Annotated in this window: 27 protein-coding genes; 6 read left to right on the top strand and 21 right to left on the bottom strand. The window is 42.8% G+C overall.

Annotated features, from left to right (window positions below; translation table 11 throughout):
- Nucleotides 1–20: 20 nt before the first annotated feature.
- Nucleotides 21–734, bottom strand: coding sequence for an IMP cyclohydrolase (locus PGY05_RS05425; protein WP_008373293.1), 714 nt, complete (start codon nt 732–734; stop codon nt 21–23).
- Between the two features lie 214 nt (nt 735–948).
- Here PGY05_RS05425 and PGY05_RS05430 point away from each other — a divergent pair, with 214 nt between their 5' ends.
- From PGY05_RS05430 to PGY05_RS05450, 5 genes are all read left to right on the top strand, one after another.
- Entirely contained in the window at nt 949–1,695 is a 747-nt protein-coding gene (locus PGY05_RS05430) for an AzlC family ABC transporter permease (protein ID WP_270475468.1), read from the top strand.
- Nucleotides 1,685–1,996 carry an AzlD domain-containing protein gene (locus tag PGY05_RS05435; protein WP_022220771.1) on the top strand — a complete coding sequence of 104 codons (312 nt, stop codon included), beginning with the start codon at nt 1,685–1,687 and terminating at the stop codon, nt 1,994–1,996. Before PGY05_RS05430 ends, PGY05_RS05435 begins: the two co-directional genes overlap by 11 nt.
- 38 nt (nt 1,997–2,034) lie before the next feature.
- Entirely contained in the window at nt 2,035–3,297 is a 1,263-nt protein-coding gene (locus PGY05_RS05440; RefSeq protein WP_270475469.1) for a sensor histidine kinase, read from the top strand.
- The gene (locus PGY05_RS05445) at nt 3,298–4,155 is read left to right on the top strand and encodes a response regulator (RefSeq protein ID WP_055156096.1); all 858 of its coding nucleotides are present in this window, start codon (nt 3,298–3,300) and stop codon (nt 4,153–4,155) included.
- A 228-nt stretch (nt 4,156–4,383) separates the two neighbouring features.
- The gene (locus tag PGY05_RS05450; protein WP_055247708.1) at nt 4,384–5,448 is read left to right on the top strand and encodes a PTS sugar transporter subunit IIC; all 1,065 of its coding nucleotides are present in this window, start codon (nt 4,384–4,386) and stop codon (nt 5,446–5,448) included.
- A 97-nt stretch (nt 5,449–5,545) separates the two neighbouring features.
- Here the strand turns inward: PGY05_RS05450 and PGY05_RS05455 are convergent, their stop codons facing one another.
- Nucleotides 5,546–6,007 carry an Lrp/AsnC family transcriptional regulator gene (locus tag PGY05_RS05455; RefSeq protein ID WP_055247741.1) on the bottom strand — a complete coding sequence of 154 codons (462 nt, stop codon included), beginning with the start codon at nt 6,005–6,007 and terminating at the stop codon, nt 5,546–5,548.
- 408 nt (nt 6,008–6,415) lie between these two features.
- On the opposite strand from PGY05_RS05455, the gene PGY05_RS05460 reads away from it, so the two are divergent.
- Nucleotides 6,416–6,619, top strand: a complete 204-nt coding sequence (locus PGY05_RS05460; RefSeq protein WP_008373270.1) for a cold-shock protein — start codon at nt 6,416–6,418, stop codon at nt 6,617–6,619.
- An 88-nt stretch (nt 6,620–6,707) separates the two neighbouring features.
- Here PGY05_RS05460 and PGY05_RS05465 read toward each other — a convergent pair whose 3' ends face one another.
- The 19 genes from PGY05_RS05465 to PGY05_RS05555 all read right to left on the bottom strand — a co-directional run bounded on the left by PGY05_RS05465 (nt 6,708) and on the right by PGY05_RS05555 (nt 24,411).
- A complete protein-coding gene (locus PGY05_RS05465; protein ID WP_270475470.1) occupies nt 6,708–7,709 on the bottom strand; it encodes a dipeptidase in 1,002 nt (333 codons plus the stop codon).
- A gap of 3 nt (nt 7,710–7,712) precedes the next feature.
- Complete coding sequence (locus PGY05_RS05470) at nt 7,713–8,507, bottom strand: class I SAM-dependent methyltransferase (protein ID WP_173692565.1); 795 nt, start codon at nt 8,505–8,507, stop codon at nt 7,713–7,715.
- 22 nt (nt 8,508–8,529) lie between these two features.
- On the bottom strand, nt 8,530–9,762 hold the full coding sequence (locus tag PGY05_RS05475) for an MFS transporter (RefSeq protein WP_270475471.1): 1,233 nt from the start codon (nt 9,760–9,762) through the stop codon (nt 8,530–8,532).
- The gene (locus PGY05_RS05480) at nt 9,716–10,582 is read right to left on the bottom strand and encodes a zinc dependent phospholipase C family protein (protein WP_270475472.1); all 867 of its coding nucleotides are present in this window, start codon (nt 10,580–10,582) and stop codon (nt 9,716–9,718) included. Before PGY05_RS05480 ends, PGY05_RS05475 begins: the two co-directional genes overlap by 47 nt.
- Nucleotides 10,583–10,908: 326 nt before the next feature.
- Nucleotides 10,909–12,465: an ABC-F family ATP-binding cassette domain-containing protein gene (locus PGY05_RS05485; protein WP_173685946.1), complete on the bottom strand. Its 1,557-nt coding sequence runs from the start codon at nt 12,463–12,465 to the stop codon at nt 10,909–10,911.
- 282 nt (nt 12,466–12,747) lie between these two features.
- Nucleotides 12,748–13,464 carry a glucosaminidase domain-containing protein gene (locus PGY05_RS05490; protein ID WP_270475473.1) on the bottom strand — a complete coding sequence of 239 codons (717 nt, stop codon included), beginning with the start codon at nt 13,462–13,464 and terminating at the stop codon, nt 12,748–12,750.
- 13 nt (nt 13,465–13,477) lie between these two features.
- Nucleotides 13,478–14,260 (bottom strand): N-acetylmuramoyl-L-alanine amidase, encoded by a 783-nt coding sequence (locus PGY05_RS05495; protein WP_195487935.1) that lies wholly within the window; start codon nt 14,258–14,260, stop codon nt 13,478–13,480.
- A 4-nt stretch (nt 14,261–14,264) separates the two neighbouring features.
- Entirely contained in the window at nt 14,265–14,681 is a 417-nt protein-coding gene (locus PGY05_RS05500; protein ID WP_118046752.1) for a hypothetical protein, read from the bottom strand.
- Between the two features lie 12 nt (nt 14,682–14,693).
- Nucleotides 14,694–15,056, bottom strand: a complete 363-nt coding sequence (locus PGY05_RS05505) for a hypothetical protein (RefSeq protein ID WP_117528044.1) — start codon at nt 15,054–15,056, stop codon at nt 14,694–14,696.
- Nucleotides 15,037–15,288, bottom strand: a complete 252-nt coding sequence (locus tag PGY05_RS05510) for a hypothetical protein (RefSeq protein WP_118046753.1) — start codon at nt 15,286–15,288, stop codon at nt 15,037–15,039. The genes PGY05_RS05505 and PGY05_RS05510 overlap by 20 nt, the downstream gene beginning before the upstream one ends.
- Before the next feature lie 14 nt (nt 15,289–15,302).
- Entirely contained in the window at nt 15,303–15,494 is a 192-nt protein-coding gene (locus tag PGY05_RS05515; RefSeq protein WP_118046755.1) for a hypothetical protein, read from the bottom strand.
- The gene (locus PGY05_RS05520; protein ID WP_158575758.1) at nt 15,487–15,633 is read right to left on the bottom strand and encodes a hypothetical protein; all 147 of its coding nucleotides are present in this window, start codon (nt 15,631–15,633) and stop codon (nt 15,487–15,489) included. Before PGY05_RS05520 ends, PGY05_RS05515 begins: the two co-directional genes overlap by 8 nt.
- Entirely contained in the window at nt 15,633–16,016 is a 384-nt protein-coding gene (locus tag PGY05_RS05525) for a hypothetical protein (RefSeq protein WP_144368974.1), read from the bottom strand. Before PGY05_RS05525 ends, PGY05_RS05520 begins: the two co-directional genes overlap by 1 nt.
- The gene (locus PGY05_RS05530; RefSeq protein ID WP_270475474.1) at nt 15,913–17,184 is read right to left on the bottom strand and encodes an RNA-directed DNA polymerase; all 1,272 of its coding nucleotides are present in this window, start codon (nt 17,182–17,184) and stop codon (nt 15,913–15,915) included. Before PGY05_RS05530 ends, PGY05_RS05525 begins: the two co-directional genes overlap by 104 nt.
- Nucleotides 17,185–17,695: 511 nt before the next feature.
- On the bottom strand, nt 17,696–20,035 hold the full coding sequence (locus PGY05_RS05535) for a BppU family phage baseplate upper protein (protein WP_270475475.1): 2,340 nt from the start codon (nt 20,033–20,035) through the stop codon (nt 17,696–17,698).
- Nucleotides 20,028–20,363 carry a hypothetical protein gene (locus PGY05_RS05540; protein WP_270475476.1) on the bottom strand — a complete coding sequence of 112 codons (336 nt, stop codon included), beginning with the start codon at nt 20,361–20,363 and terminating at the stop codon, nt 20,028–20,030. The genes PGY05_RS05535 and PGY05_RS05540 overlap by 8 nt, the downstream gene beginning before the upstream one ends.
- The gene (locus tag PGY05_RS05545) at nt 20,360–20,503 is read right to left on the bottom strand and encodes a hypothetical protein (protein ID WP_181967005.1); all 144 of its coding nucleotides are present in this window, start codon (nt 20,501–20,503) and stop codon (nt 20,360–20,362) included. Before PGY05_RS05545 ends, PGY05_RS05540 begins: the two co-directional genes overlap by 4 nt.
- A gap of 8 nt (nt 20,504–20,511) precedes the next feature.
- A complete protein-coding gene (locus PGY05_RS05550; protein WP_270475478.1) occupies nt 20,512–23,763 on the bottom strand; it encodes a phage tail spike protein in 3,252 nt (1,083 codons plus the stop codon).
- The gene (locus tag PGY05_RS05555; protein ID WP_270475479.1) at nt 23,764–24,411 is read right to left on the bottom strand and encodes a distal tail protein Dit; all 648 of its coding nucleotides are present in this window, start codon (nt 24,409–24,411) and stop codon (nt 23,764–23,766) included.
- Nucleotides 24,412–24,435 lie beyond the last annotated feature (24 nt).

A 24,435-nucleotide genomic window follows, 5' to 3' on the forward strand; every position in this document is an offset into this window, starting at 1 on the left:
TCCTTCTTCACCTTTGTATACTATTTATTCTTATTGATGATCTTGCTTTCGTATGTTCCTGTCTCAATATCAATATATCTTACAAACAGAGATACTTTATTATCTGCATTCAGACTGTTCCAGAGTGTGTCTGCAAATGTGTCCATATCATCCGGAATTGCAACAAGCTTTGGTTCTCCTTCAAAACTCGGAAGCGGATTTCCATCACACTTGTATGTGTGGATAAAATGTCCTTCTCCGGCTACCGGATTCTCATATGCAAAGGTGTAACGGTTGCATGCATCCGGATTTCCGTTATTGCTCTTCAAAATGGACATTGCATAGTTATATTTTCCGTTCTCAATGTGCATGATACCGGAAATACGTGGTGTGTAGTTTGGTCCATCCGGTTCAAATTCACGGCTTCTAAGGGACTGTTCAAACGTCATCTGTCTGTCCATACCTTCATAAATTGTATCAGTCTGATCTCCGTTTGTAACGATCGTCTTATTGCCGAGTACACGCACCGGTGCGTAGATAATTAAGCTTGGGTCTGTCAGCTTTGACTCGTCAAATGCCTGTGTGCGGATTCCTTCTCCTTCTTCTACAAAGACACGATTACGGCTGTTCTCACTTCTTCCCATGATAAAATAAGCTGTGACCGCTTTGCTTCCGTCGGCAGACTTTCCGATGATAATCCCTCTTCCAGGATAAGAATTGCTCTGCAGTTCTTTTTCAATAGATAACATTTCCATGCTTCAATCTCCTTTTATAACTTGTACTTATGTTTGCACATTTATTTATCACTATTTATTATAACTCATAATACCACTATATTTCCAGTCTTTCTGTAAATTTTTTTTCAAGTTCTTTTAAAACATCATTTTCAAGACCACCGTTCCATGGTAAAATGTTAGTAAAATAACAATTCAAATTTGGGGATTATTTACAAAAGAGAGGTTTTACTTCATGAGTAGAAACAGAAAAATGGATTTTGCAGCCGGGATACAGGATGGCATTCCCATCTGTCTCGGCTATATTGCGGTATCATTTACCTTTGGTATCATGGCAAAAAATGCAGGACTTTCCACTTGGGAAGCCGTTCTGCTTTCCCTTACAAACCTGACCAGCGCCGGGCAATTTGCTGGTCTGTCACTGATTACGGCATCCGCATCCTATTTTGAAATGGCATTCACCCAGCTCATCATCAATCTCAGATATTCGCTGATGTCCTGTGCCCTTTCACAGAAAATTGATAACCACTATCCTTTTTTCCACCGTTTTCTTATCGCATACGGTGTAACGGATGAAGTCTTCGGCGTATCCGTATCCCGCCCCGGAAGGATTACTCCATGGTATTCTTACGGTGTGATGGCACTTGCCGCACCTGGCTGGACACTTGGCACTTTCCTCGGAGTAGTATCAGGAAGTATCCTGCCTGACCGGATCGTCAGCGCACTGAGCGTTGCATTATATGGAATGTTTATCGCAATCATTATTCCTCCGGCACGTGATAACAGGATCATCGGAACCATTGTCGTGATTTCCATGACAGCAAGCTTCCTTTTCACAAAGGCTCCTGTGCTATGCCAGATTTCTTCTGGCTTCCGAATCATTATCCTTACGATTCTGATTGCCGGAATCGCAGCGTATTTCTTCCCTGTAAAGGAAGAAACAAATCCAGAAGATAAGGAGGATTCTTCCGTTGAAGCATAATCTATATATGTATATCTTTGTCATGGCAGCCGTCACCTATCTGATCCGTATGCTGCCACTGACGCTGATCAGGAAAGAGATCAAAAATACTTTTATAAAATCTTTTTTATATTATGTACCTTATGTAACTCTGGCTGTTATGACCTTTCCGGCCATTCTGACAGCCACCGCCAATATCTGGTCTGCCGCCATTGGTTTTGCAATCGCACTGATCCTTGCATGGAACAGAAAAAGTCTGATCTGTGTTTCCCTGTTTTCATGTGCCGGCGTATTTCTGGTTGAATTATTAACCGGACTGTAGACTGTAAGAGAGATGATCTGAATAAAGGAGGCTTTCTTATGTGGACCAAAAGTTTTTCACGTTATACCCACATTTTGCTGGTCAGTGCTGCTGTTATCATTGGCGCCCAGATCAGCATCTCACTTTTTGAAAGCGATTTTCGTGTTTCCATCGGAATTTTTGGCATTTTCATGTCTCTGATCCTTTTTGGGAAATATCCGATTCTTCCGGTCACGGTGATAAGTGCCCTCTGTGTTTTCTTTTCCCGTACACTGATGCACTGGCTTCGCTTTGGCAGTTGGAATCCACAGAACTATTTTCCGGAAATGTTTTTCTATCTGGTCTACGGAATCCTTTTTTTTCTCTACTGCCGTAAAAATGACTATGAACTTTCGATGTATTCTCTGCCCTGGATGTTTCTTTTTGACTATCTGGCAAATATAACAGAACTGCTGACCCGTATGGATATAGACGCTTTTTCTTTTCAGTCCCAGGCAGGTGTCCTTCTGGTTGCGCTTCTGCGTACTGCACTTGCGGGTCTTTTCCTGTTCTGTCTCAGCCATTACAAGTTCAGTCTCCTGAGTGCTGAACATGCACGGAGATACCAGAACCTTCTTCTTTTGATTTCTGAGCTTAACGGCGAAGTTGTTCTGATGCAGAAAGGTACACGTATGATAGAGGACACCATGAGTACCGCATACCGGCTTTACCACGATATGAGTGAACGGAATATAGACGAATCCCTCACCCGCACCGCACTTCAGATTGCACGTGATGTCCACGAGATCAAAAAAGACTACAATCTGATCGTAAGAGGACTTTCCTCTTCAATGGAATTAAATTCTGAAAATGACGGAATGAGCCTGGATGATATCCTCACCATTCTGAAAAGCAGCCTGGATGCATCCCTTCCAAAAGGGAAACGACTTTCTTTTAATATACAGCTGGAAGAAAATCTTTATACACAGAACCATTATCTTCTGCTCTCAATCTTCCGCAATCTTTTCAACAATGCGATTGAAGCAGCAGACGGAAATCCGGTCGAGCTTTCTGTCCGTCAATCCTCCACGGATTCTTCTTATGTTATTGAAGTTGAAGATCATGGACCCGGAATTGATCCGGAGGATATGGAACAAATTTTTGAACCGGGTTTTTCCACAAAGATCAATTACGAAACCGGCGAGGTCAATCGGGGACTTGGACTTAGCCTGGTAAAGGATTTTATCGAACTCCGCCTGGGCGGAACCATCCGGGTAACTTCCGTTCCCGGAAAAACAGTTTTCACACTTACTATACCAAAAGAGAAATGGAGCGGTTTATAAATGAAATTCTATCTCATTGATGATGATAAAAATGTACTGCATATATTAAAACGTATTATACGGGACCGTGGACTTGGAGAGATTGCCGGGACTGCCGAAAACGGTGTGGATGCACTCACGGATCTTCCTCTTATAAATCCAGACATCGTAATTGTTGATCTTCTGATGCCGGAAATAGACGGAATCACTTTCGTGAAACGCGCCCGCTCTTATGCACCGGATCTTACTTTTATTATGCTTTCCCAGGTTGCATCCAAAGATATGATCGCAGATGCCTATTCTGCGGGCATCGAATTTTATATTCATAAGCCGATCAACAGTATCGAAGTAGAATCCATACTCCGGAAGGTCAGTGAATCCCTGACTGCCCGCCGGACATTGCAGCAGGTGCAGACGATTTTCCAGACCCAGCAGAATTTTGTACAGCCACAGGGATTTATAAATGATACGGCTGAAAAACCTTATATTATCCGGTTAAAAGGAATTCTCCAAAAGCTTGGCATCACCGGTGAACGTGGCAGCAAGGATATCATTTCCCTTGTCGATTATCTGATCCAGCATAACCAGAAAGTTGACAATGTCACTTTAAGCGAACTTTGCAGTCGGTTCAGTGACAATCCAAAATCCATGGAACAAAGGATCCGTCGGACAGCCAACATGGGAATGGTCAACCTTGCCAACCTTGGTCTTGAAGATTACGCCAATGACACGTTTACAACCTACTCCAACTCCCTGTATAACTTTGAACAGGTTCGAAGGGAAATGGATTTCATCCGTGGAAAAAGTGTACGGCACGGCAATGTGAAAATTAAAAATTTCCTGAATGCACTGATTCAGGAATGCACCGAGAGAGCCTGATTTTCAGGTTCTCTCCTGCTTCTTATTTCATCTCTTTATATATTTTCTCTATAATTCATTATCACTTATAGTTATCGTCATTATATACAATAAATCTATCCTGTATTTGTAGTTTTTTCCAAAAATAAATTTCATTTTGATACTTTTTGTATTTTTTTGTAACTTCCATTTTATTATGTTATCACGATAACTGATGCGAATAAATATAAATATTAAGGAGGATGTCATATGTTAACAATCGTAAAAGGTATTGGTTTACTGCTTCTCACTTTAGCCTGTTTCTCTGTATTCAGCCTGAAGTTTCCAAAAGGATCAGAAGCAATGTCCGGAATGGCTAATGCAGCCGTTGCTTCGTTCCTGGTAGAAGCTGTTCATCATTACATCACAGGTGATTTATTAGGAATTGCATTTTTCTCAGAACTCGGAACCATATCCGGCAGCTTCGGGGGAATCGCTGCAGCTACTTTAGTTCCGATCAGTATGGGATGTAATCCGGTACTTGCAGTCGTTGCAGGTGTCGCAGTCGGAGGATACGGAATCCTTCCTGGTTTTGTAGCAGGTTATATTGTAGGTTTTGTAGCTCCGTTCCTGGAAAAGAAACTTCCAGAAGGTCTGAATCTGATCGTTGGTGCTCTTGCAATCGCACCGCTTGCAAGAATTATTGCCATCGCAGTTGATCCGGTCGTTAATTCAACACTGCTCAACATCGGACGTATGATTTCTGCAGCTGCTGAACAGTCTCCACTTATCATGGGATTCCTGCTCGGTGGTATTATGAAGATGATCTGCACCTCACCACTTAGTTCTATGGCTCTGACTGCTATGCTCGGACTTGATGGACTTGCAATGGGTATTGCAGCAATTGCATGTGTTGGTGGTTCTTTCACAAACGGTATCATTTTCGACCGTTTAAAACTTGGCGAGCGCAGTAATGTTATCGCGGTAATGCTTGAACCTCTTACACAGGCCGATATTATTACACAGAATCCGATTCCGATTTACGGATCAAACTTCTTTGGTGGCGGACTTGCCGGACTCGCAGCAGCTATGCTCGGTATTATCAATAACGCCCCTGGAACAGCATCTCCGATTCCTGGACTTTTAGCTCCATTCGGATTTAACCCACCACTTAAGGTTGTAGCTGCAATCGTACTTGCTGCGATCGGCGGATCTTTAGCTGGATTTGTTGGTTCTATCGTGTTTAAAGGTTTTGCAAAAACACCTGCAGATATCAAAGCATCTGAAAAAGCTACTGAAACAATTGTTCCGGAAGTTGCTATCGCTGCTGAATAATCAAAATGACTATTTCAAACTGCTTGTTTATATAGCCCTTAAAGAAGAAAAAGACTCGAAAACTTTTGTTTCCGGGTCTTTTTCAATTTACGGGAAATTATATTTCTCTCTCCAGTGTTTCTTCTATATCTGCATTGATTCCTCTGTGTTCAACCGAAGTTGAAAATACGATCAGTGTCTTTGTTCTTCCAAATCGCTGCAATTCTCCAATAAATTTATCCAGCTCTGTTGTGCTGGGAAACAGTACTTCCAACACCATAGAATATTCTCCGGTCACACAGTTGCATTCGATCACATTTGAACACTTTCTCACAAACGGATAAAACACATTTTTTTCCTCCGGCGAAACCTCCAGATTGATCAGTGCCTTGATATGATATCCAAGTGCTTCCGGATTCACCTGTGCCTGATAACCGAGAATATATCCTTCTTTTTCCATCTTTTCAATCCGCGCTGATACAGCCGGTGTAGACAGATACACCTTCTCTGCAATCTCTTTCAATGGACATTTGGCATTTCTCTGTAAAATATTCAAAATTGTACGATCCACTGCATCCAGTTCATGATTTTTCATCTGCACTACCTCTTTCTGACATCCCATTTATACTTTTGACCCCTTTGATACCAGATTGCTACGTGCTTTGCACTCCTGCAAGTCAAAAAAAAGATACTCTCTGCGTTCTTCTCCGCAGTAAAGTACCTCTTTGTACAAATATTTTCACTCTTTAAATATGTTAAAAATAATAGCATTCCTTTTTCTTCCTGTCAATAAAAAGACATTTATTTTTTCCTATTTTTCCTATTTTGATTTGACATTTGTCCTACCACGTGATATTCTGAAATTGTGTTTTAGATAAGATTTAGATTTCACATATTTTTGTAAATCATTAACATCTGTCTGATGACTTACAAAAATATGTGATTTTTATTTTTATCGGCATCATCAATTTTTTAGGAGGTACTACTAATGAACAAGGGTACAGTTAAGTGGTTCAACGCACAGAAAGGCTACGGATTCATCACAAACGAAAGCACCGGAGAAGATGTATTCGTACATTTTTCAGGAATCGCGGGAGAAGGATACAAATCTCTTGAAGAAGGACAGAACGTTACTTTCGATATCACAGAAGGAAACCGCGGACTTCAGGCTGTTAATGTAACAGTTGCGTAATCGCTGCAAAAGATGCTAGAGTAAAAAACCCGGCTTGTGTATTACTCCACAGCCGGGTTTTCTATGTTATAAATATGCTTTGCCGGAATTACCCAAGCAGTTCTCTATATATTCGCATTACATTCTTACAGAAGATTTTCTCGATCTCGCTCTCTGTAAATCCATTCTTTTTAAATACATCTTCCAACTTTTCCATATCTGCCGGGGATGCAATCTCCAGTTCTCCATTCATACCATCAAAGTCTGAACCAAGTCCTAAAGCCTCTATTCCCGCCATATCACGGATATATTTTGCATGTGCCACAATATCCTCCGCTCTGCTCACAACCGTCTCTCCGTCTTTCCAGTCGCGCAGGAAATATGCATAATAATTCAGCCCGATCACACCGCCTCTTTCCCCGATCGCTTTCAGAAGTTCATCATTCAGGTTTCTCGGATGACTGCACAAATGTCTCGCGTTGGAATGGCTCGCTACAAAAGGCTTCTTTGTGAACTTTAACACATCCCGGATTCCTGCATCGTTTAAATGTGCCACATCGATGATCATTCCCAGGTTCTCCATCTCTTCCAGAAATTCAATCCCATGCGCTGTAAGCCCATATCCGGCTTCTGAAAAGACTTTTCCGGCAAATTCTCCGCCAGTCGCTTTTGCCGGATATCCAAGCTGATTCGGATAGTTCCAGGTCAGAGTCATCATCCTTGCCCCCATCCGGTAAAAGTCTCTTAAAAGGGCAGGATCGCCCTCGCAGATTTCTCCTTCTTCCAATGTCAGCAACGCTGACATCCTTCCATTCTTCCGGTTTTCTTCAATCTCGTCATACTTTGTGACCGGCCGGATCCAGTCTTTATTTTTCTCCATTTCCCGATAAAATACATCCGCCATTTTCATTGCATAACGGAATGGACTCCCTGCAAGCATCGGATCCTCCAGATCCAGAAAAATGGCAAAATTTTGAATCAGATAATCCCCCTTTTTCATCCGTTCAAGATCCACATTTAAATTATTTTTCCGAAGTGAAATCTCTTTTCCCTGTTCCCTTCCTCTCTGAATCGCTAAAATTGTATCACAATGCATATCTGCTACTTTCATTTTCTATTCCCCCATCTTTTTCTTTCTTATAATATCTACCGTATGTGATCCCGCACCAACCAGTTCCGGGCGTTCACACGTAGTCAGATGATAGTCAATAAACGTCTGGAAAGTCTTTTCATCCATCGTATTTAACACCTGACGCATATAATCGGATGGTCCATCCGCCGAAATAATCTGGATCCGTTCCATTCCTGCTGCTTCATTGTAGCTGTCAATATCCTCCAGACGCACATAATCATACAAATCTTCCGGTGAAGGACATACCCGGTAATTCGCATCCAGTTTGCCATTTTCCAGGCATTCCTGTATATGGTTCTCCCGGAATCCATACACCAGAACACTGTACTCATTCATTGTATAAGCCACCAGGATCGTGCCCTCATCTTTCAGAACACGCTTCGCCTCCATCAGCGCCTTTACCTTATCTTCCTTTGTATAAAGGTGATACATCGGTCCAAACAGGATGATCAGGTCAAATTCCTTATCCGGAAAACGTGACAGCTTCAGCGCATTTCCCTGATATGCTTTCACAGAGCTGTTCTTCTTTTTCAGAATTCCCAGATTGTATTTCACCAGCTCTACCGCCGTCACATCGTACCCTTCTTCGGCAAGCGCAACACTATAGCGCCCGGTTCCGGCTCCTACATCCAGAATCTTTACCTGTCCATGCTCCCGCTTAGGAAGATATTTGTGAATGTACTTCATTGAGGTGATAAATTCTACCTGTCCGTGGCGGCTCTTAAGCCGCTTCTCTTCGTTAAATTTGTTATAATATTTTTCAAGCTCTGTCATCATAAATCAATTGTATCCTTTATTTTTATTCTAGCGCTGCCGCTCTCCGGAATAAAATAATTCCGATCACGAACAAGACAGCGATCATCCCCACACCAATATTGATATTGCCGGTAAGCTGCGAGATCAGGCTCACGATCGTTGTTCCCATAAAGGACGCGCCTTTTCCGCAAATATCCATTAAGCCGAAAAATTCACCTGACTGGTTCGCCGGTATAATTTTCGTAAAGTAAGATCTTGAAAGCGCCTGCACACCTCCCTGGAACATGCCTACCCAGACAGCAAGAACCCAGAACTGCCACTGGTAATGCAGAAAAATCGCAAAAATTGCCACTCCAAGGTATGCCACGATACATACTGTGATCAGCTTTTCTGCAGAATATTTCTTCGCAAGTCTTCCGAAAATAATCGCAAATGGGAAAGCTACAATCTGCGTAAGCAACAATGCAAGAAGAAGTCCTGTACTGCTAAGTCCAAGTGCTGATCCATATGCAGTTGCCATATCAATAATCGTATAAACCCCGTCAATATAAAAGAAAAACGCCAGAAGAAACAGAAAAACCTTCTTCTCCTTCTTTACATTTTTCAGAGTAATGCCGATTCTTTTGAAGCTTTCTAAAAAAGCATGCTGCTTCTTTTCTACATAATACTTCTGGTGATAAGTTTTCAGAAGTGGTAATGTCATAATTACCCACCATACCGTGATGATCACAAAGGAAACCATCATTGCTATCTCCATTGTAATCCCAATCTTCCCTGCATTTAACACAACCAGAAGACAGATTACAAACGGTACACAGCTTCCGATATATCCCCACGCATAGCCCTGGGAAGAGACTTCATCCATCCGGTCTTCCAATGTCACATCGACAAGCATGGAATCATAAAATACCAGCGTCACGGAATATCCGACCTTTGCAATGACAAAAACTACCAGAAAGGCCAGCCAGTACTTTGCAAATCCCAGTGCGACTGAAGCAATTGCCCCGATTCCAAGTGCAATTGTAAAAACTGGTTTTTTATAGCCTTTTGTATCTGCAACGGTTCCAAATACCGGTCCTGCAAGTGCTGTAAGTAAGGTTGCAATGGATACTGCATATCCCCAGTATGCCAGATACTGTACATCCGAAAGTCCCTGCTTTCCTGCGATATAGTTGAAATAAATCGGTAAAATGGTTGCTGCCAGAAGTGTGAATGCAGAATTTCCGACATCATAAAGTATCCAGTTTTTCTCCTGTTTTGTCAATTTTATTTTCATTTAACGTATCCTCCTTGCCAGGAAACTGAGAACCAAATGTATAGGCATATACAGAATCTAATGTGGCGTTTCCTTCCAGAAACGGTTTGTATTCGCAGATCAGTTTGTCTGCCAGTGGAACTGCTTTTTCATAAAGATGAAGCAGTTTTCTTATCTGTTCCCTGCAGGATTCATTCTCATGATACTTGATAATAAACCCATGAAAATCATAATAAAGCCCTGCCACTTTAAGTGCTGCATAAAGTGCCATCCGCTTTATTTTAGATGGACAGACAAGAATCCTGTCATAAAATACCATTCCATTCAGTGCTTTTTTGACTTCCTTTGCTGTAATTCCGCGATAAAAATCTTTTATAATTATCGCATTTTTCATAGAAGGAACAATATGTCCGGTCAGTCTCCTGCTCACTGGATTTTCTCCGTTCATAATCATCAGCTTACGATCCAGCTCGCCCTCCACTGCAATATGTGCAAGACCAGTCTCTTTTACTGCCTGTTCCACGTAACCATGGCAGGTCTCATCCAGCGCAAAATGGCAGAGCACTCCATATACATAAGCCAGATGCTTCTCATACTGGTCGTGTGTATGTAAAACCTTTGCTGCATGAACGAAGAACTTTGCTCCGCTCTCGCTATGCATACGGCTTCCCAACTGATTGACCTTGTTCTTGCCAAGCGGTCTGTAATAAAAAAGAATATCCGGTCCATGAAGTCCAATATTAAAAAGCTCCGGGTATTTATCAATAACTTTTCTCTCATATCCGCTTAATCTGCCCCTGATCTGCTGTCCAAAAATGTAATGTGCATAAGTTGACGGCATATTATCCCATCCTTTCTTTTCTGAAACACGTTTTATTATAGACGTTGCGCTTTGCAGGCTCTATCTTACTTCTGTAAAGCTTATATAACGGCTTTGTAAAAAAGAATGTGCCTTGGCACATTCTCGCGCCGAGCGCAGTCGCTTGCGACATTCTTCATCTTCGTGCGAGTGCGCATCTCCGGCACGTAGTGCCTTTTATTTCATAGGAAGTTCCTTCGGAATTTCCTATAAAATAAAAAGTAATGACTAAAATGATACGTTCTAAATAAATAGTAACACAAAAAGGCCTTTCAGGATAGTCCCGAAAGGTCTTCTGCACGACACTTTTAAAATACTTTCATCGTCCACTTGCTCATATCCCACACCTCATTTACCACATCCTGATAGAATTCCGGCTCATGGCAAATCAGAAGAATACTTCCTTTGTATTCCTGAAGCGCTTTTTTCAGAGAATCCTTTGCATCCACGTCTAGATGATTGGTCGGCTCATCCAGGATCAGCAGATTCGTGTCCTTGTTGACCAGCTTACAGAGTCTTACCTTTGCCTGTTCACCACCACTCAGTACCCTTACCTGGCTCTCAATATGCTTCGTAGTGAGTCCGCATTTTGCAAGGGCAGAACGCACCTCATACTGGGTAAATGACGGAAATTCCTGCCACAGCTCTTCAATACAGGTTGTCTTGTTTTCTCCTTTAACTTCCTGTTCAAAATAGCCGATCTGAAGATTTTCCCCAAGCTCACACTCGCCGGAAATTGCCGGGATCAGACCAAGTACACTCTTCAAAAATGTAGTCTTTCCGATACCATTTGTTCCGACAATCGCAATCTTATGTCCTCTTTCCATCTGGAAATTCAGCGGCTTGGAAAGTGGTTCATCATAACCGATTACAAGATCCTTTGTTTCGAATAACATTTTCCCCGGAGTCCGTCCGTAACGGAACTTAAATTCCGGTTTCGGCTTTTCCGCTGCCAGCTCAATTACATCCATTTTATCCAGCTTCTTCTGTCTGGACATCGCCATATTTCTTGTAGAAACACGGGCTTTATTTCTTGCCACAAAATCCTTCAGTTCACTGATTTCCTGCTGCTGTCTGCGGTATGCTGCCTCAAGCTGTGCTTTCTTAACTGCATACACCTCCTGGAAATGATCATAGTCTCCCACATAACGATTCAGTTCCTGGTTCTCCATATGATAGATGATATTTACCACTTCATTCAGGAACGGAATATCATGGGAAATCAGAATGAATGCATTCTCATAATCCTGCAGATACCGCTTCAACCACGTAATATGCTCTTCATCCAGATAGTTTGTCGGTTCATCCAGAAGCAGGATGTCCGGCTTCTCAAGCAGAAGCTTTGCCAGAAGAACCTTCGTTCTCTGACCTCCGCTTAGATCTGTAACATCACGGTCAAGTCCCAGATCCAGAAGTCCCAGTGCCCTTGCCACTTCCTCTACCTTTGCATCAATCGTGTAAAAATCATGCAGTGTCAACTCATCCTGGATCGTTCCAAGCTCTTCCATCAGAAGATTCATCTCATCCTCGTCTACTTCACCGAGTTTCTCACAGATCTCGTTCATTCGCTGCTCCTTCTGCAAAAGCGGATCAAACGCACTTTTCAGTGCGTCCTGGATCGTCATACCGCTCTGAAGGACTGCATGCTGGTCCAGATAGCCTGCTCGTACATTCTTCGCCCATTCCACCTTTCCCTCGTCCGGCGTAAGTCTCCCGGTAACGATACTCATAAAGGTAGATTTACCCTCTCCGTTTGCTCCTACAAGACCGATGTGCTCCCCTTTTAAAAGACGGAACGATACATCATCAAAAATGGCACGGTCACCAAAACCGTGTGTCAGATGTTCTACATTTAATATACTCATATTTTATTATTCTCCCTGATTCATTTCTTTACACATTGTCTTTTATTATATGCGGAAACCGGAGGGCTTTCAATATAAACAGACAAAAAACCCCAGAAACACAAGGTTTCTGAGGTTTGTATTTTTGAAAATGAACTCGAAAAAACTTCGTCTTTCCCGCAGCCACATTGCTCCAAATTAACGTTTAGATAACTCCGAACGCCTATTTTTCGGCTTTTTTGATGCATTTGTAAGTTACGTGGCAGTTACCGCTACTTTCTTTCCCGTTTCCTTAATACTACATCATGCACATACAATAAAACAACTAATTCCGGCAGCTTTTAATTTTTTCTCTGTCTTCTCTGCGTTTTTGCGATCTGTATAAGCTCCCGCCTGTACTTTGTAAAGCCCGTTAATCATTCTTACAAATACGTCCTTATGCCCGGTCTTTTTGATTTTCTCCGCCATAAGGTCAGCTCCTTCTTTTCTCCTATATGCTCCCGCCTGGACTCTGTAATACTTCTTGTCCTCTGCTCCCAGGTCGTCGGTATTTGTATTCTTTGTATCGTAGTTGTACAGTTCGTATGTTTCGATAAGCTCAATAAGTTTCTTTGCGTATTCCGGGTCTGATGCATACCCAGCAGCAGCTACCGCTTTACAAGCTTCTTTGTAATCTGTTTCCCCGATTACCTTCGCGTATCTCTTATACTTCTTTAAAAATGCACTGTGGTCTTTTACGGAATCTTCCCAGGTGTCATAAGCTCTAAACTCTGCTTCTACCTGTACTTTCTTTCCGTCTTCGTATTCTGTAGTTTTTCTTGTTAAGGTCTTACCCTTCCAGTCCTTTGTATCCTTAATTCCAAAAAGTGCGTTACCTGTCTTTGTCAGCTCTGATTTTCCCCAGGCGCTTTCTAAAATTGCCTGTGCTGTCGTTAAGCTTGCCGCTACTCCGCTGTTCTTCATATCGGCGGACGCAATAGCGCCCACCACTTCAATAAAGCTCTTCTGTTCTGCGTTCATGTTCCTTATCCCCCTACACTGCCTGTAAGCTCGATACAGCTACCCAGCTTGTAATATCTTTAAGTCGTGCTTCCTGTACTCCGTTATTTACCTGGATTTTATCTACTGTATGTTTCTTCCCGCCGCGCTGAGCTGCCGGAACCGTCTTACCGCGTGCCGATGATAAGCCACCGTATACCGCGCCGTCTTTAATTGTTACGGTACTTCCTACTGTAATACCTTTGCTTCCCTGGTTTCCGCTGTTCCCGCTTTTCTTAAGCCCGAACTGCTCCGCGATTGCTGTAGCCACTGCTGCCGCGATCTGGTCTTTTTTCGCTGTATAAATCTGCATATCGTCTTTGTCGTCGATAAAGCATACTTCCAGTAATGCCGAAGACGTACCGCTTGCTTTTGCTCTCGCGATCACACGCCAGTTTGTCCGCTTTACGCCCCTGTTCTTAAGTCCCAGCGCTGCGATTTTCTCTACAATCTTTGTTTCTACACCTACTGTCTTCTCTGCTGTTGTTACATAGATTTCCGTACCTGTAGTCTTCCCATTCCCGGCAAGGTCATTTACACAAGAATTAAAATGTACTTCCAGTACATAGTCATAATCTCCAAATTTTACCTGGCAGCAACCTTTACCCAGGTCTTTAAAAGCGTTCCTGTTCGTCGGGTATAAGTCAACCTGTGCATAGTTCCCCAGTGTTTCCTTAATCTTCTGTACCATTACTACGGTTTCTGTTGCTTCTACTCCAAATTTTGAGCTTGCGCCCGGGTCGCCGTCCCCGTGTCCGCTGATAAGTAAAATCTTCATACAATTACGCCCCCGTTACAATCTTTCTCATAATATCGTTTTCCGTGTCCTCTTCCGTAACTGTTACTGTATTGTAAACGTAATCATACAAACTTGTATTACTTTCCAGCATTTTTCTAAAATCTTCTAACGCCTGGTCTAATAATTTGTCGTACTGTTCTTCCGTGATAAAAAGCGTAACAATCGGGAATCTTTCTACCAGCCATTCCCATACCATAGATCGCTTAATGCGTCCTGTTTTGCTTTTTAATTCCTTTTCTGCTTCTGTTACCATGTAAAGCAGTGCTACTTTTACTTTTTCAAGCTGCTGCTTCGGTGTCAGCTTCATAAATCTAAGGATTGCATACACGGTAAGCAGCCCCAGGATAAGAAGGATAAAAAAGTATACCCAGTTTTCAAGAATCATTTTTACAGTTTCCATAGTTTCGTACCTCTAAAAATTTTGTATTTCTGTCGGTTCTAACGCTTCGTCTATGATTGTATCTGTTTTATCTTTCATCTTCTGTATGATTCTCTCTTTTGTCTCTTCCGCCTGGTTCTCTTCTCCCAGGTCGATAAGCTTTTTAATCATTCCAAGCTGTATCTTAATTCCATTTTCAAGTTGTACCGCTTTCAGATACCACACTACAGCGGCAGCAAATACGCCGCCAGCCGTCGGAATGATATAGGTAAACACATCTGTAGGCTTTTCGTTCCATGCGAACACTAAAGCCACTAAGCAAGCGCATACAAATAGTACACCAGTCCCCATTACAACCTTTTTCTTAAATTCCCGTTTACTCTTTCCTCTGCTCATACGTCTGCCACTCTTCCAGGTCTTTTATGCGGTTGTTCTCTACTGATATTTTTTCAAGTATTTTACTTGAATCTGCTTCCAATTTGTATACTCTTTCCGCTACGTTGTTGTGTTTATCTAATTTCTTTTCGATATAGTCTAATCTTGTACGCATTACGCCGTAAATCACACCGATAGACACGCCATAGACTACAAGCTGTATTAACAGCCCTATCCAAAATTCGTTACTCAAAAATACTAACCTTCCTATACAGAAGACATTTTTATTAAGTCTTCCTTTCCTTCTTCTATGTCTTTCATCATCGTTAGTATAATATTGTCTTCTTCCTCTATCGCCCGGTATTGTTCCAGCTCTAACAGAAGTCTTTTATTTACCTCTGTCAAATCTGTAATTACACTAGCTTGTACTTCTATCATTTGTAAAAGATAATCACTCATTTACTTTATCCCTTATCTGCTGTTTCTCTTCTTCCGTAAGGTTTTCGTAGCTCTCTAAAATCTCTTCCAGGTCTTCGCCACGCTGCACCTTAATTTTTACACCGCGTACAATAATTTTAAGTTTCGCGCCCGTCAGCATTAAATAGCACCCCCTAAGATATCCGCCATAGTTTCTACAAGCTCGTCCGTTGTTTCTACCAGTCCGTCGGTTGTCTCTTTGAGATCGTCGTACTTCTCTTCTGCTGTCTTCTCTCCCGCTTTTTCTGCTGCAATTCTCCGGGCTTCCTCAATCCATTTAGCCAGGCTTCCGTTAATACGGGCTTCCAGCTTTGCAGTTTCACGGGTGCAAAACTCAATCAGTGTAAAACGGTAGTGTTTCGGTTTTTCTTCCGTCTCTTCTACTGTCTCTACGTCTGTCTTAAGCTGTACGCGCACACGCCCTGCCTGTCTCCCAACGATAGCCGCCCCGGTCAGTACTTCCTCTTCTGTCTCTACGCCTTCTCTGATTCTTACCGCTTCCATTGCTTATTTTCTCCTTTGCGCTTTTTACGGTATCATCAAAATACTTTACTTTCAGTCCCCAGGAATCCGTATTTTTTATCCAGCCGTAATAGCTTATTACGCTTCTTGCATCGTGTCCGTTAAGTATCTGCTTCTTTCGTACCTTCCGTATTCTCCGTGTTATTCTTAAGCATATACTGGAACGTAAGGTAGTACAGTCCCGGTAGAATCTATAGCCTATAAAGTCTATTGGTCTGTTCCCTAACTTCCCTTTATCATTGGTTGCGTGTACCTGTAATTTACTCTTTATGTGTAAGCCTATTCGTGATAGTGCATCACGGATACAGGCTACATACTGTCGTAGCTTCTTTTTATTACTACTAAATAATAACATATCGTCCATGTACCTAAAATAGTATTTTATCTTGAAAATATGTTTTATTACAAAGTCTACTGGTGTCAGCATGATATTAGCGAACCAGTGACCGAACGGCGTACCTATTGGTATTCCTCTTTTCCCGGCTGCTGTCTCTTTTACCCAGTAAACATCTATACACATAAACAGTAATTCAAGTAACCTTTTGTCTTTAAACATTTTGATAAGTCGGAACTTCAAAAAGCAATGTAAAATATTGTCGTAGCATTTCTTAATATCCAGGGCTTCCCAGTACTTTGTATGTTTTACATTCTTATACTTCTTTCCCTTCCTGTTCTTCCTGGCTATTGCTCTTTCAATCTTCCTTTTGCAATATATCCCGCCTTTTCCCTTTATACTTGCGCACGAATACATATACATTCTTCGCATTAGAATAGGCTCGATGATCTGCAATACTGCCCGCTGTACAATCTTATCAACCATACAGGGCTTAGCGATCACTCGTTTTTTATGCCGCACACCGTCGTATATTTCTTTTCTTCTCAGCTTCCGCGGCTTATATCTGCCTTCTATCAGAAGTGCCTGTATCATTTTCGTGTATTTGTCGATATCCCCTAAATACTTTTCTTTCTGTTGCTTTGCATTTGTCTTTTCGTTTTTCTTTGATTTTGTGGCGTTCGGGCTACTGCATACTGCCTTAATCGCCGTTTTAATGTTTTCATATTCGTAGATTTTTTCGTAGATTCCACCAACTCTTTTAGGTAGTATCTCTTGTTTCTTTAACTTTGGTTTCTTATTTACTGGCTTATCCATATACTACCCTTTCTTAAATGCTTATTCGGAATACGCCCGAAGGCGTACCGCCCTGTAAATAGCGGCTTCCGGGTCTTCCCCTAATAGTTCCTTGCCAGTCGCTTATTTTTACCAGTCCTTCGCCGTGTCGGTTACTCTGGTAAGGTCACAGCTTGCGCCGTGTTTAGATAGTGTGCAATAATTCATATTTTCCATTGTAAGCATTAAGAAGCACCCCGCCGATGTTCCAGTTCGCGTTACCGCTACCGTTGTTCGCGTTCACGTAAGGCAAGCCCGCGTTAGCTCCGTTGTTCGCGTTACCGAAGACATACAAGACGTACCAGGCGGCTTACACACTAAATCCCTTTTATGTATTTTCTCTATCCTTTCATGTTTTCTATCTCCTTCCCGCCGTTTCTTTTTGGTAGTATATCATTTCATTTTGCAAATTCAATACTTTCCCCCTTTCCTTCCATTTTCCTGGAAATCTTTAGGTATTAGGGGGCTGCCCGCCCCCGTTACACCCCCGGTCTTACTGGCGTTTTTTAAGAAGCACCCCGCCGATGACCCAGAACGCGTTACCGCTACCGCTGAACGCGTCCACGCAAGGCAAGCCCGCGCTAGCTCCGTCGCTCGCGTAACCGAAGACATACAAGACGAACCAGGCGGCATTGTTGTTACTCCATAAATACGCCCCATTTCCTTTTCCAACAGAAGAACCGCCCAGCTTTTCGCACCACATTTCTAACGGGTGTTCCGGGTCAAATCCTTCCAAAAGCTGCCAGCCGGACGTTGTAGGAAATGCAAAGCTTAACGCTTTATAATTCGGGTCTGTATCTCCTACATTATCTTTCGTCGCTGTGTTGTCGTAGCATACATATAGCGTCCCCTGGTATCGGTTCACATTATCCACAAAAGCATACTGCCCGTTATGCTCATGCCCTAAAAGTAACATAGCGTGCTTACCGTCATTCACTAAGCAGCCGTCCCTCATTCCCAGGCTATCGGTTGTTCCCGATATATTAGCGCAATGACTAATAATATTACCTACTGCAATATTTACCGGGTCGCCGTCAAAATAGATCGCTTTCCCTGTTACGCTTCCGTTGCTGTAGTCTTCCACTCTTGTAATTAGTCTCTGCTTCGCTACCTGTGCTCCGCCCAGGCTTGTACCGATTTCCACAGCATTTCCTACCAGGTATTCGTTAGCCGCTGTCGCAAGCGCAATAACAATACGGTTTGTACTCTGTTCCGCTACTAAAGCTTTGTCCTGGTCTGTGTATCTCAAATAGTAATAGCCCTTGCATACTTTTTCCTGGGTATTAAGGCTTGCGTATTTCACAAGTACCAGCATACTATACGCCCAGTAGCTTGTACTATCTATGCTGTAGTATCCTTCTCCGGCTGCTTTTGATCGCGCACGTACCGTAGCTCTATTTATTCTGCAATCCGGGTGCTTTCCGCTCATGGATACGTGCTTACTTCCCATAAGCGAAGACGGGTAGCGTCCCCACTCCCACGGCTCTATATATACCGCTCCGTCAAATGCTCCGGCGGAAATCTGTACATATTCGTATGTATCGTCTCGCCAGCGTTTGAGATAATATCCCGGATACTCTGTAAGTACCATGTACTTCGTTGGGTCGTACCCCGGTTCTCCGATATACGCTATTGTTTCCCCTGTATCCAGGTCACAGCATTTAGATACAATCCCCGCCCACGGCATTACATAAGAAAAGTCGTCTTTCCCTACTTTTGTCCCTATGGTCGGGTTTGCTTCCATGCCTACGCTTGCGTCTGTACGTTCCCAGGTATCGCTTACGCTTTCCGTGTTCCATACTCTTTTAACCCCGTAGATCGGCGCGCCTACCTGGGTATGAATCCCAGCAGCTCTTAAGAGTGCGTTTGTTTCTTCCTTCGTGTATCCCTTAATATTTTGTGTGGCTTCTACTCCGGCAGCTTCTATTTGCGCGATTGCTTCCGCTTTTGTATCTGCAATCCCTTTTACTACGTCTTCTGCCTTCGTCTTTGCCGCTTCTGCTGCTTTTACTGAGTTTGCCGCTGCTGTTTTACTTTCTGCTGCCGCGCTTGCTGAATTTGCCGCTGCTGTTGCGGACTTTCCGGCGGCTGCCTTAGAATCTGCTGCCGCGCTCGCTGAATTTGCCGCTGCTGTTTTACTTTCTGCTGCCGCGCTTGCTGAATTTGCCGCTGCTATTTTGCTTTCCGACGCTGCGCTTGCTGAATTTGCCGCTGCTGTTGCGGACTTTCCGGCGGCTGCCTTAGAATCTGCTGCCGCGCTCGCTGAATTTGCCGCTGCTGTTTTATTTTCTTCCGCTTTGCTCGCCGCTGTCTCTGCCCTGGAAGTATAACCCGGTATCTGTTTCATAGCTGATTCTGCTGTTTTAACTGCTTCATTAGCTGTATTTAATGCAGTATTCGCTACTTCCTTTGCAAGTCCCACCGTTCTTAATGCATCTGTAAGGCTTTCGTATTCGTTGCTGCTTTTAATATCGTCTTCGTTTACCGCCCCGTCGTCTACATTCAAATAGAATTTAGCTGTACTTAATACGCCGCCGTCAGTTCCGTACAGTACTACGTCTACAATAGCTGTACCCTTGCAAGTTGTCATTTGCCCGCTTATGTCAATTACGATTGTATTGTTATCTTTCGTAGCATTTTTAGTAACCTGTTTTCCATCTGCCTTTCTACAGCGAACTTCTACAGTATTTACCCCAGCAAGGCTATAGTCCTCTCCGTTGTCTTTAATTTCCGCAATTACCCGGCGTTCTGTATCGCCCATCTTTGCGAATACAACTTTATAGGAATCTCTTAAGCCTACATCTAACGTAAGTCGTGTGATCTGTTTATTCATTCTTCAACAGTTCCCCTTTGTATTGTTCAAATTCCATAGCTGCTACTGTAGCATTTCCCGCGCGTACATTTGCTAAGACACTTTCAAGAATCAGCACCGTAATACTTGAATGTAAGCCGTAATTTCTTTCCGCCATAATAACCGCTGTATTTATATCTTTTTTCGCTTTTTCAATAGTAACGCTAAGCGGCTCGGCTACTCTCTTAACTGCTTCTTCTTTTGTCTCTACGTGGTTTTCTTCCTCAACCTCTACTATTTTTCTCATGTTCTTAATTGCTTCTTCTTTTGTTTCTGTGTGTCTTTCTGTCTTTACTTCTTCTTTGCTCATACTACTTCTTTTTCCTCTTCCACTTTCATTTCGCCCGCTTCTGTATTGAAAAGTCTTACCGTGGTTTTTTCTATTACCGGGCTTTCTTCTTCTTTCGGCTTTTCCGCTTCATTAACCTTTAAGTATCTATCTTCTTCCATATTTTCTCCTAACTTCTCGGGGCGCTTGTTATGCCGCCATTTCTTACAGTTATTGACGAACTCCACCACGTAATAGTGCCATCGCTATTCGCCTGTATCTTTGTTATTATCGGAATTTCCCCCGTCCAACTGCTATAGCCGTCGTATGACGTGTTTCTTAGATCGGCGTTATGCAGATTCCAACCATGTGCGTACACATTACAACCAAAATGTAAGCCCTTTTCTGTATAAATGCTATTCGCTCTCGAATAGCATAAAATCGTATCGTAACTTGTCGCGCTGCTACTTTCTTCTTGCGCCCACGCCATATATTTCCCCTGGTATTCCAAATCAAACGTAAGCCCTTTATGCGCACTATTACTCTTCCACTCATTTGTACCTATTCGCCCTACAAAATAATTATCCCTATAGAATGCATTTCCCGACTGGTCAAATACTGCTCGTTTGCCTTTTGTTGTTACTTCTCCATTGTAAATAGCGATCTGTCCGGCTGAAATTTGCACATACTTAGAACTATTATTAAATGCAACTAGCACATTATTGTAATATTGGGTTATATAGCTTCCCATATCCCCTTTTTCTACTTTACTCGTTATTTTATTTGCATTTACTTGTATAGAGCTTCTAAGTTCGTCTTCTATGCCTTCTGCTCTTTTTACCTCTGCTTCGATAGCGTCATTTGCTACTGTAAATTGCGCTTCTGCATGGTCTTCGTATTTACCCAGTACTTCAACGTCTTTAATGTAAATCGTAGTGTTATCCACATAGTTATACACATAAAGGTACTTTGTCCCCGCCGAGCTTATAGTTATCTCCGTTTCATACTGTTTAAATACTTCGTCGTCCAGCTCTCCGGCTTTTGTATAATAGCTGATTCCGCCAAGTGATACCCTAATTCTCGCTTTACTTATACTTCTTAAGTCCGCCCCGGCTTTGAATCTTACCGTATATGTCCCGGCTTTCAGCTTCCAGCTCTGATACATATAAATATTAGACGTTCCCCTGGTAATGCTTGCTACATTTCCTAAGTATTCGTCGTTTGTGGCTATTATATTTTCGCTGTCGCTCAGCTTCCACCCGTCCAGGTTTCCGCTTTCAAAAGTTCCATTCTCAATATAATTATGCTTAAGTGCATCAACCGCCTTTTTCGCATAGGTCTTAACTGACTCTGCCGACTGGTCTATAGATGTCTTCATGTTTACTTGCGTAACATAATTCTTAAGCTTTCCGTCCGTGTCTGCCTTTGCGTCTGCTAATGCCTGGTCTGCTGCCGCTGCTGCTGTTTCATCGGCGTAACTTTTAGCATTCGCTTCTGCTTCGTCTGCCAGGTTGCCCGCCGTTTCGTCCACATACTCAAAACTGGTATATGTCTTTTTCGCTTCCGTCTTGATCTGCTCCGCCGTTTGGCTTATTGCCGTAGTCATTTCGGTAGTTGTCACATATTTTTTAAGCTGTTCGTCTGTATAGCTCTTAGCCCCAGCTCCTACAGTATCCGCGTAATTATTCGCGTTGCTTTCTGCTTTGCTCGTTGAATCATCTACATACTTATAAGTTGTATATGTCTTACTGGCTTCGGTCTTAATTTCTTCTGCTGTCTGGTCTATCTTTGTCCCCATTTCTACAATGGTTACATACTTCTTAAGTTGCTCTTCCGTGTAGCCCTTCGCGTTCGTTTCCGCTTCGCTTGCCAGGCTTCCCGCTGTCTCGTCCACATACTGAAATGTTGTGTAGGTCTTTTTAAAATCGCTCTTAAGTTCATCAATCGTATTTTTATAATTTCTCTCTACCGTATCCACAGCTTCGCTTATGTGGGATTCTACGGATTTTCTATAGTTAATGCTTATAGATTCCGCCTGTATACTGTCTGCCCTTATCAGTGCGCCGTCCAACTGTCCGACACATACATAATCCGCATAAAATCCCCTTCCAGTTCCGAAGGTCTTCCAGTCCCAGTCTTTCCCGTCCGCTGTACGTTCTGACGCAATACAGAATCCCATTGTACCGATAGACATAGCCCCGTAAGTCGGGCTTCCTTCTACCAGGTCTTCAAACAGTACCGCCCTTACTTCTGAAGGTTGTGATATATCGCGCTGGGCTTTTAATTGTGCCTTTACAGCGTCAATTTTGCCGTATACTTCTTCTGCCTTAAGCGTCCCGTCTTCTCTTGTTACTTTCTGTATAATGTCTGCTGCGCTGGTTGTCTTATCAAAATAATTTTCTGTATAATTCCCCAGCTCAACCTCTGTATTTTCCTCTTCGATGCAGTCATACACCAGTCTTATACATCTTGCAGTTACATTTATCTTAAGTTTTCTATCCCTGGTTAATACGTCGTCGCCTATTCCTATTGTCGTCAGTTTCTTATAGTCTTTATAGTCGTCCGTATCCGCAATTTCTACCAGGTCAACCTTATAATTTACCTTCGGCTTATCAAGTCCGTTTTCGTACTCTTTTTCGCACCGCCTTTTAAGCTCTTCCCTTAAAAGTTCCAGGGTGCTAAAACCTTCTTCCCCTTCCTGGCAGTCTTCCAGCAGCTTAACATCTTCAAACTTAATCACTGCTGCCCTGGGATTCGCGTAATTTCCTATAAGTGGGCTATCTACCCACGGTTCTTCCCCTTCCAGGGTGTACCCGTTGTACGATTCCGGGATAATTCGTGTTACCACATCGTCTATACTTATATCTGCTTCTATCCCGGTCATATTCCGCCCGAACTCTGCACACGCTCCATAGTCCCCGCCCAGGCGGTCATTTATGATAACGGTAAAATTATCATACATTCTTTCGCCGCCCCAGCGATTTATAAAGCTATTTTCGTCATCCCCGCCGATTGCTTCCATTATATTTTTACGGATATAGTAAGCCGTGGATCGCGTTTTAATATTGCTCTTCGCTTTGTACTTCGTACCGCTTAAGATTATATCTAACGCTTCTTGCCCGGTCTTGTCCGTCGGTCTTACATCTACCAGCATTTCCCCGGCAGAATCATAGAAAATATGTCTTGCATAAGCCGTTACTTCTGTCTCAGTCTTCGTATAATCATAGATTCTAAAAAGCTGCTTCTTTGAGTACGGCGTAGGTGCTGCTATCACATTATCAGTTACCAGGTATTCCCAGCGCCCCAGGTCGTCTATAGGGTGTTCTAAGGTAAGCTCTGCTACTCCTTCTACAGTAAGTTCTACTTCGCACGTAGTCGGCGTTAAGGTCATATCTCCGTTACTTCCGTAGTCCTCATTACCTTTAACGTATACCTCTATCATTTATCTGCACCGCCAGTTAGGTTTTATCTTAACTGTAAATCCAGGGCTTACACTAAATGTATTTTCCCCTTCTTTTAAATACAGATCTTCATAATACCCGGTAAGCCGTCTGTTTGCCGTTTCCTTCAACGCCGTGTAGCAAAGTTTCAGCCCGGTATCTATTACCAGCTTCCCGCCGATATTCGCCGTAACTTTCGTACCATTTACAGTAAGTGTACATACACCGTCCCCCGCGATCTCATACACTGGTTCGCACTCTTCAAAAGCATTATACAGTGTATCGCTTAAGTTCCTGGTTTCTGCTCCCTCTGTCAGATACATATAGCCTTCACAAGTAAATGTTACCTGGAATTTCCCGATACGCTTCGCTAAGCGCTCGTTTGTCCCTATTTCAATTTTCTTCACTTTGTAATAATAGCCCGGGTCGTCTGAAAACATAAGCATCCCTGTACTTTCCTTAAGGAAGCGCCGCTTTATGCTTCTGAAATCTTCCGCCCAGTCTTCCGGGTCGTCTGACAGGAAGTTATAAGTAATCTCAATGGGAATATCTTTTAATGTTCCTTTTTTCCTGTATAAATTCCCGTCCCTTCCCGGTACTTTTATCTCGTCGTATTCCTGTTCTGCTGTAGGGATATTAGGGCGGCTCACGGGCTTAACGCCCGCGTCTCTGTC

Source organism: Coprococcus sp. AF51-11b1, assembly GCF_027682785.1.
Taxonomy (GTDB): Bacteria; Bacillota; Clostridia; order Lachnospirales; family Lachnospiraceae; genus Allocoprococcus; species Allocoprococcus comes.

Excerpts from the sequence above, each read along its gene's own strand:
- PGY05_RS05425 (WP_008373293.1), bottom strand. The coding sequence starts at position 734 with ATGGAAATGTTATCTATTGAAAAAGAACTGCAGAGCAATTCTTATCCT.
- PGY05_RS05430 (WP_270475468.1), top strand. The coding sequence starts at position 949 with ATGAGTAGAAACAGAAAAATGGATTTTGCAGCCGGGATACAGGATGGC.
- PGY05_RS05440 (WP_270475469.1), top strand. The coding sequence starts at position 2,035 with ATGTGGACCAAAAGTTTTTCACGTTATACCCACATTTTGCTGGTCAGT.
- PGY05_RS05445 (WP_055156096.1), top strand. The coding sequence starts at position 3,298 with ATGAAATTCTATCTCATTGATGATGATAAAAATGTACTGCATATATTA.
- PGY05_RS05450 (WP_055247708.1), top strand. The coding sequence starts at position 4,384 with ATGTTAACAATCGTAAAAGGTATTGGTTTACTGCTTCTCACTTTAGCC.
- PGY05_RS05460 (WP_008373270.1), top strand. The coding sequence starts at position 6,416 with ATGAACAAGGGTACAGTTAAGTGGTTCAACGCACAGAAAGGCTACGGA.
- PGY05_RS05465 (WP_270475470.1), bottom strand. The coding sequence starts at position 7,709 with ATGAAAGTAGCAGATATGCATTGTGATACAATTTTAGCGATTCAGAGA.
- PGY05_RS05470 (WP_173692565.1), bottom strand. The coding sequence starts at position 8,507 with ATGATGACAGAGCTTGAAAAATATTATAACAAATTTAACGAAGAGAAG.
- PGY05_RS05475 (WP_270475471.1), bottom strand. The coding sequence starts at position 9,762 with ATGAAAATAAAATTGACAAAACAGGAGAAAAACTGGATACTTTATGAT.
- PGY05_RS05480 (WP_270475472.1), bottom strand. The coding sequence starts at position 10,582 with ATGCCGTCAACTTATGCACATTACATTTTTGGACAGCAGATCAGGGGC.
- PGY05_RS05485 (WP_173685946.1), bottom strand. The coding sequence starts at position 12,465 with ATGAGTATATTAAATGTAGAACATCTGACACACGGTTTTGGTGACCGT.
- PGY05_RS05490 (WP_270475473.1), bottom strand. The coding sequence starts at position 13,464 with ATGAACGCAGAACAGAAGAGCTTTATTGAAGTGGTGGGCGCTATTGCG.
- PGY05_RS05495 (WP_195487935.1), bottom strand. The coding sequence starts at position 14,260 with ATGAAGATTTTACTTATCAGCGGACACGGGGACGGCGACCCGGGCGCA.
- PGY05_RS05500 (WP_118046752.1), bottom strand. The coding sequence starts at position 14,681 with ATGGAAACTGTAAAAATGATTCTTGAAAACTGGGTATACTTTTTTATC.
- PGY05_RS05505 (WP_117528044.1), bottom strand. The coding sequence starts at position 15,056 with ATGAGCAGAGGAAAGAGTAAACGGGAATTTAAGAAAAAGGTTGTAATG.
- PGY05_RS05515 (WP_118046755.1), bottom strand. The coding sequence starts at position 15,494 with ATGAGTGATTATCTTTTACAAATGATAGAAGTACAAGCTAGTGTAATT.
- PGY05_RS05520 (WP_158575758.1), bottom strand. The coding sequence starts at position 15,633 with ATGCTGACGGGCGCGAAACTTAAAATTATTGTACGCGGTGTAAAAATT.
- PGY05_RS05525 (WP_144368974.1), bottom strand. The coding sequence starts at position 16,016 with ATGGAAGCGGTAAGAATCAGAGAAGGCGTAGAGACAGAAGAGGAAGTA.
- PGY05_RS05530 (WP_270475474.1), bottom strand. The coding sequence starts at position 17,184 with ATGGATAAGCCAGTAAATAAGAAACCAAAGTTAAAGAAACAAGAGATA.
- PGY05_RS05535 (WP_270475475.1), bottom strand. The coding sequence starts at position 20,035 with ATGAATAAACAGATCACACGACTTACGTTAGATGTAGGCTTAAGAGAT.
- PGY05_RS05540 (WP_270475476.1), bottom strand. The coding sequence starts at position 20,363 with ATGAGCAAAGAAGAAGTAAAGACAGAAAGACACACAGAAACAAAAGAA.
- PGY05_RS05545 (WP_181967005.1), bottom strand. The coding sequence starts at position 20,503 with ATGGAAGAAGATAGATACTTAAAGGTTAATGAAGCGGAAAAGCCGAAA.
- PGY05_RS05550 (WP_270475478.1), bottom strand. The coding sequence starts at position 23,763 with ATGATAGAGGTATACGTTAAAGGTAATGAGGACTACGGAAGTAACGGA.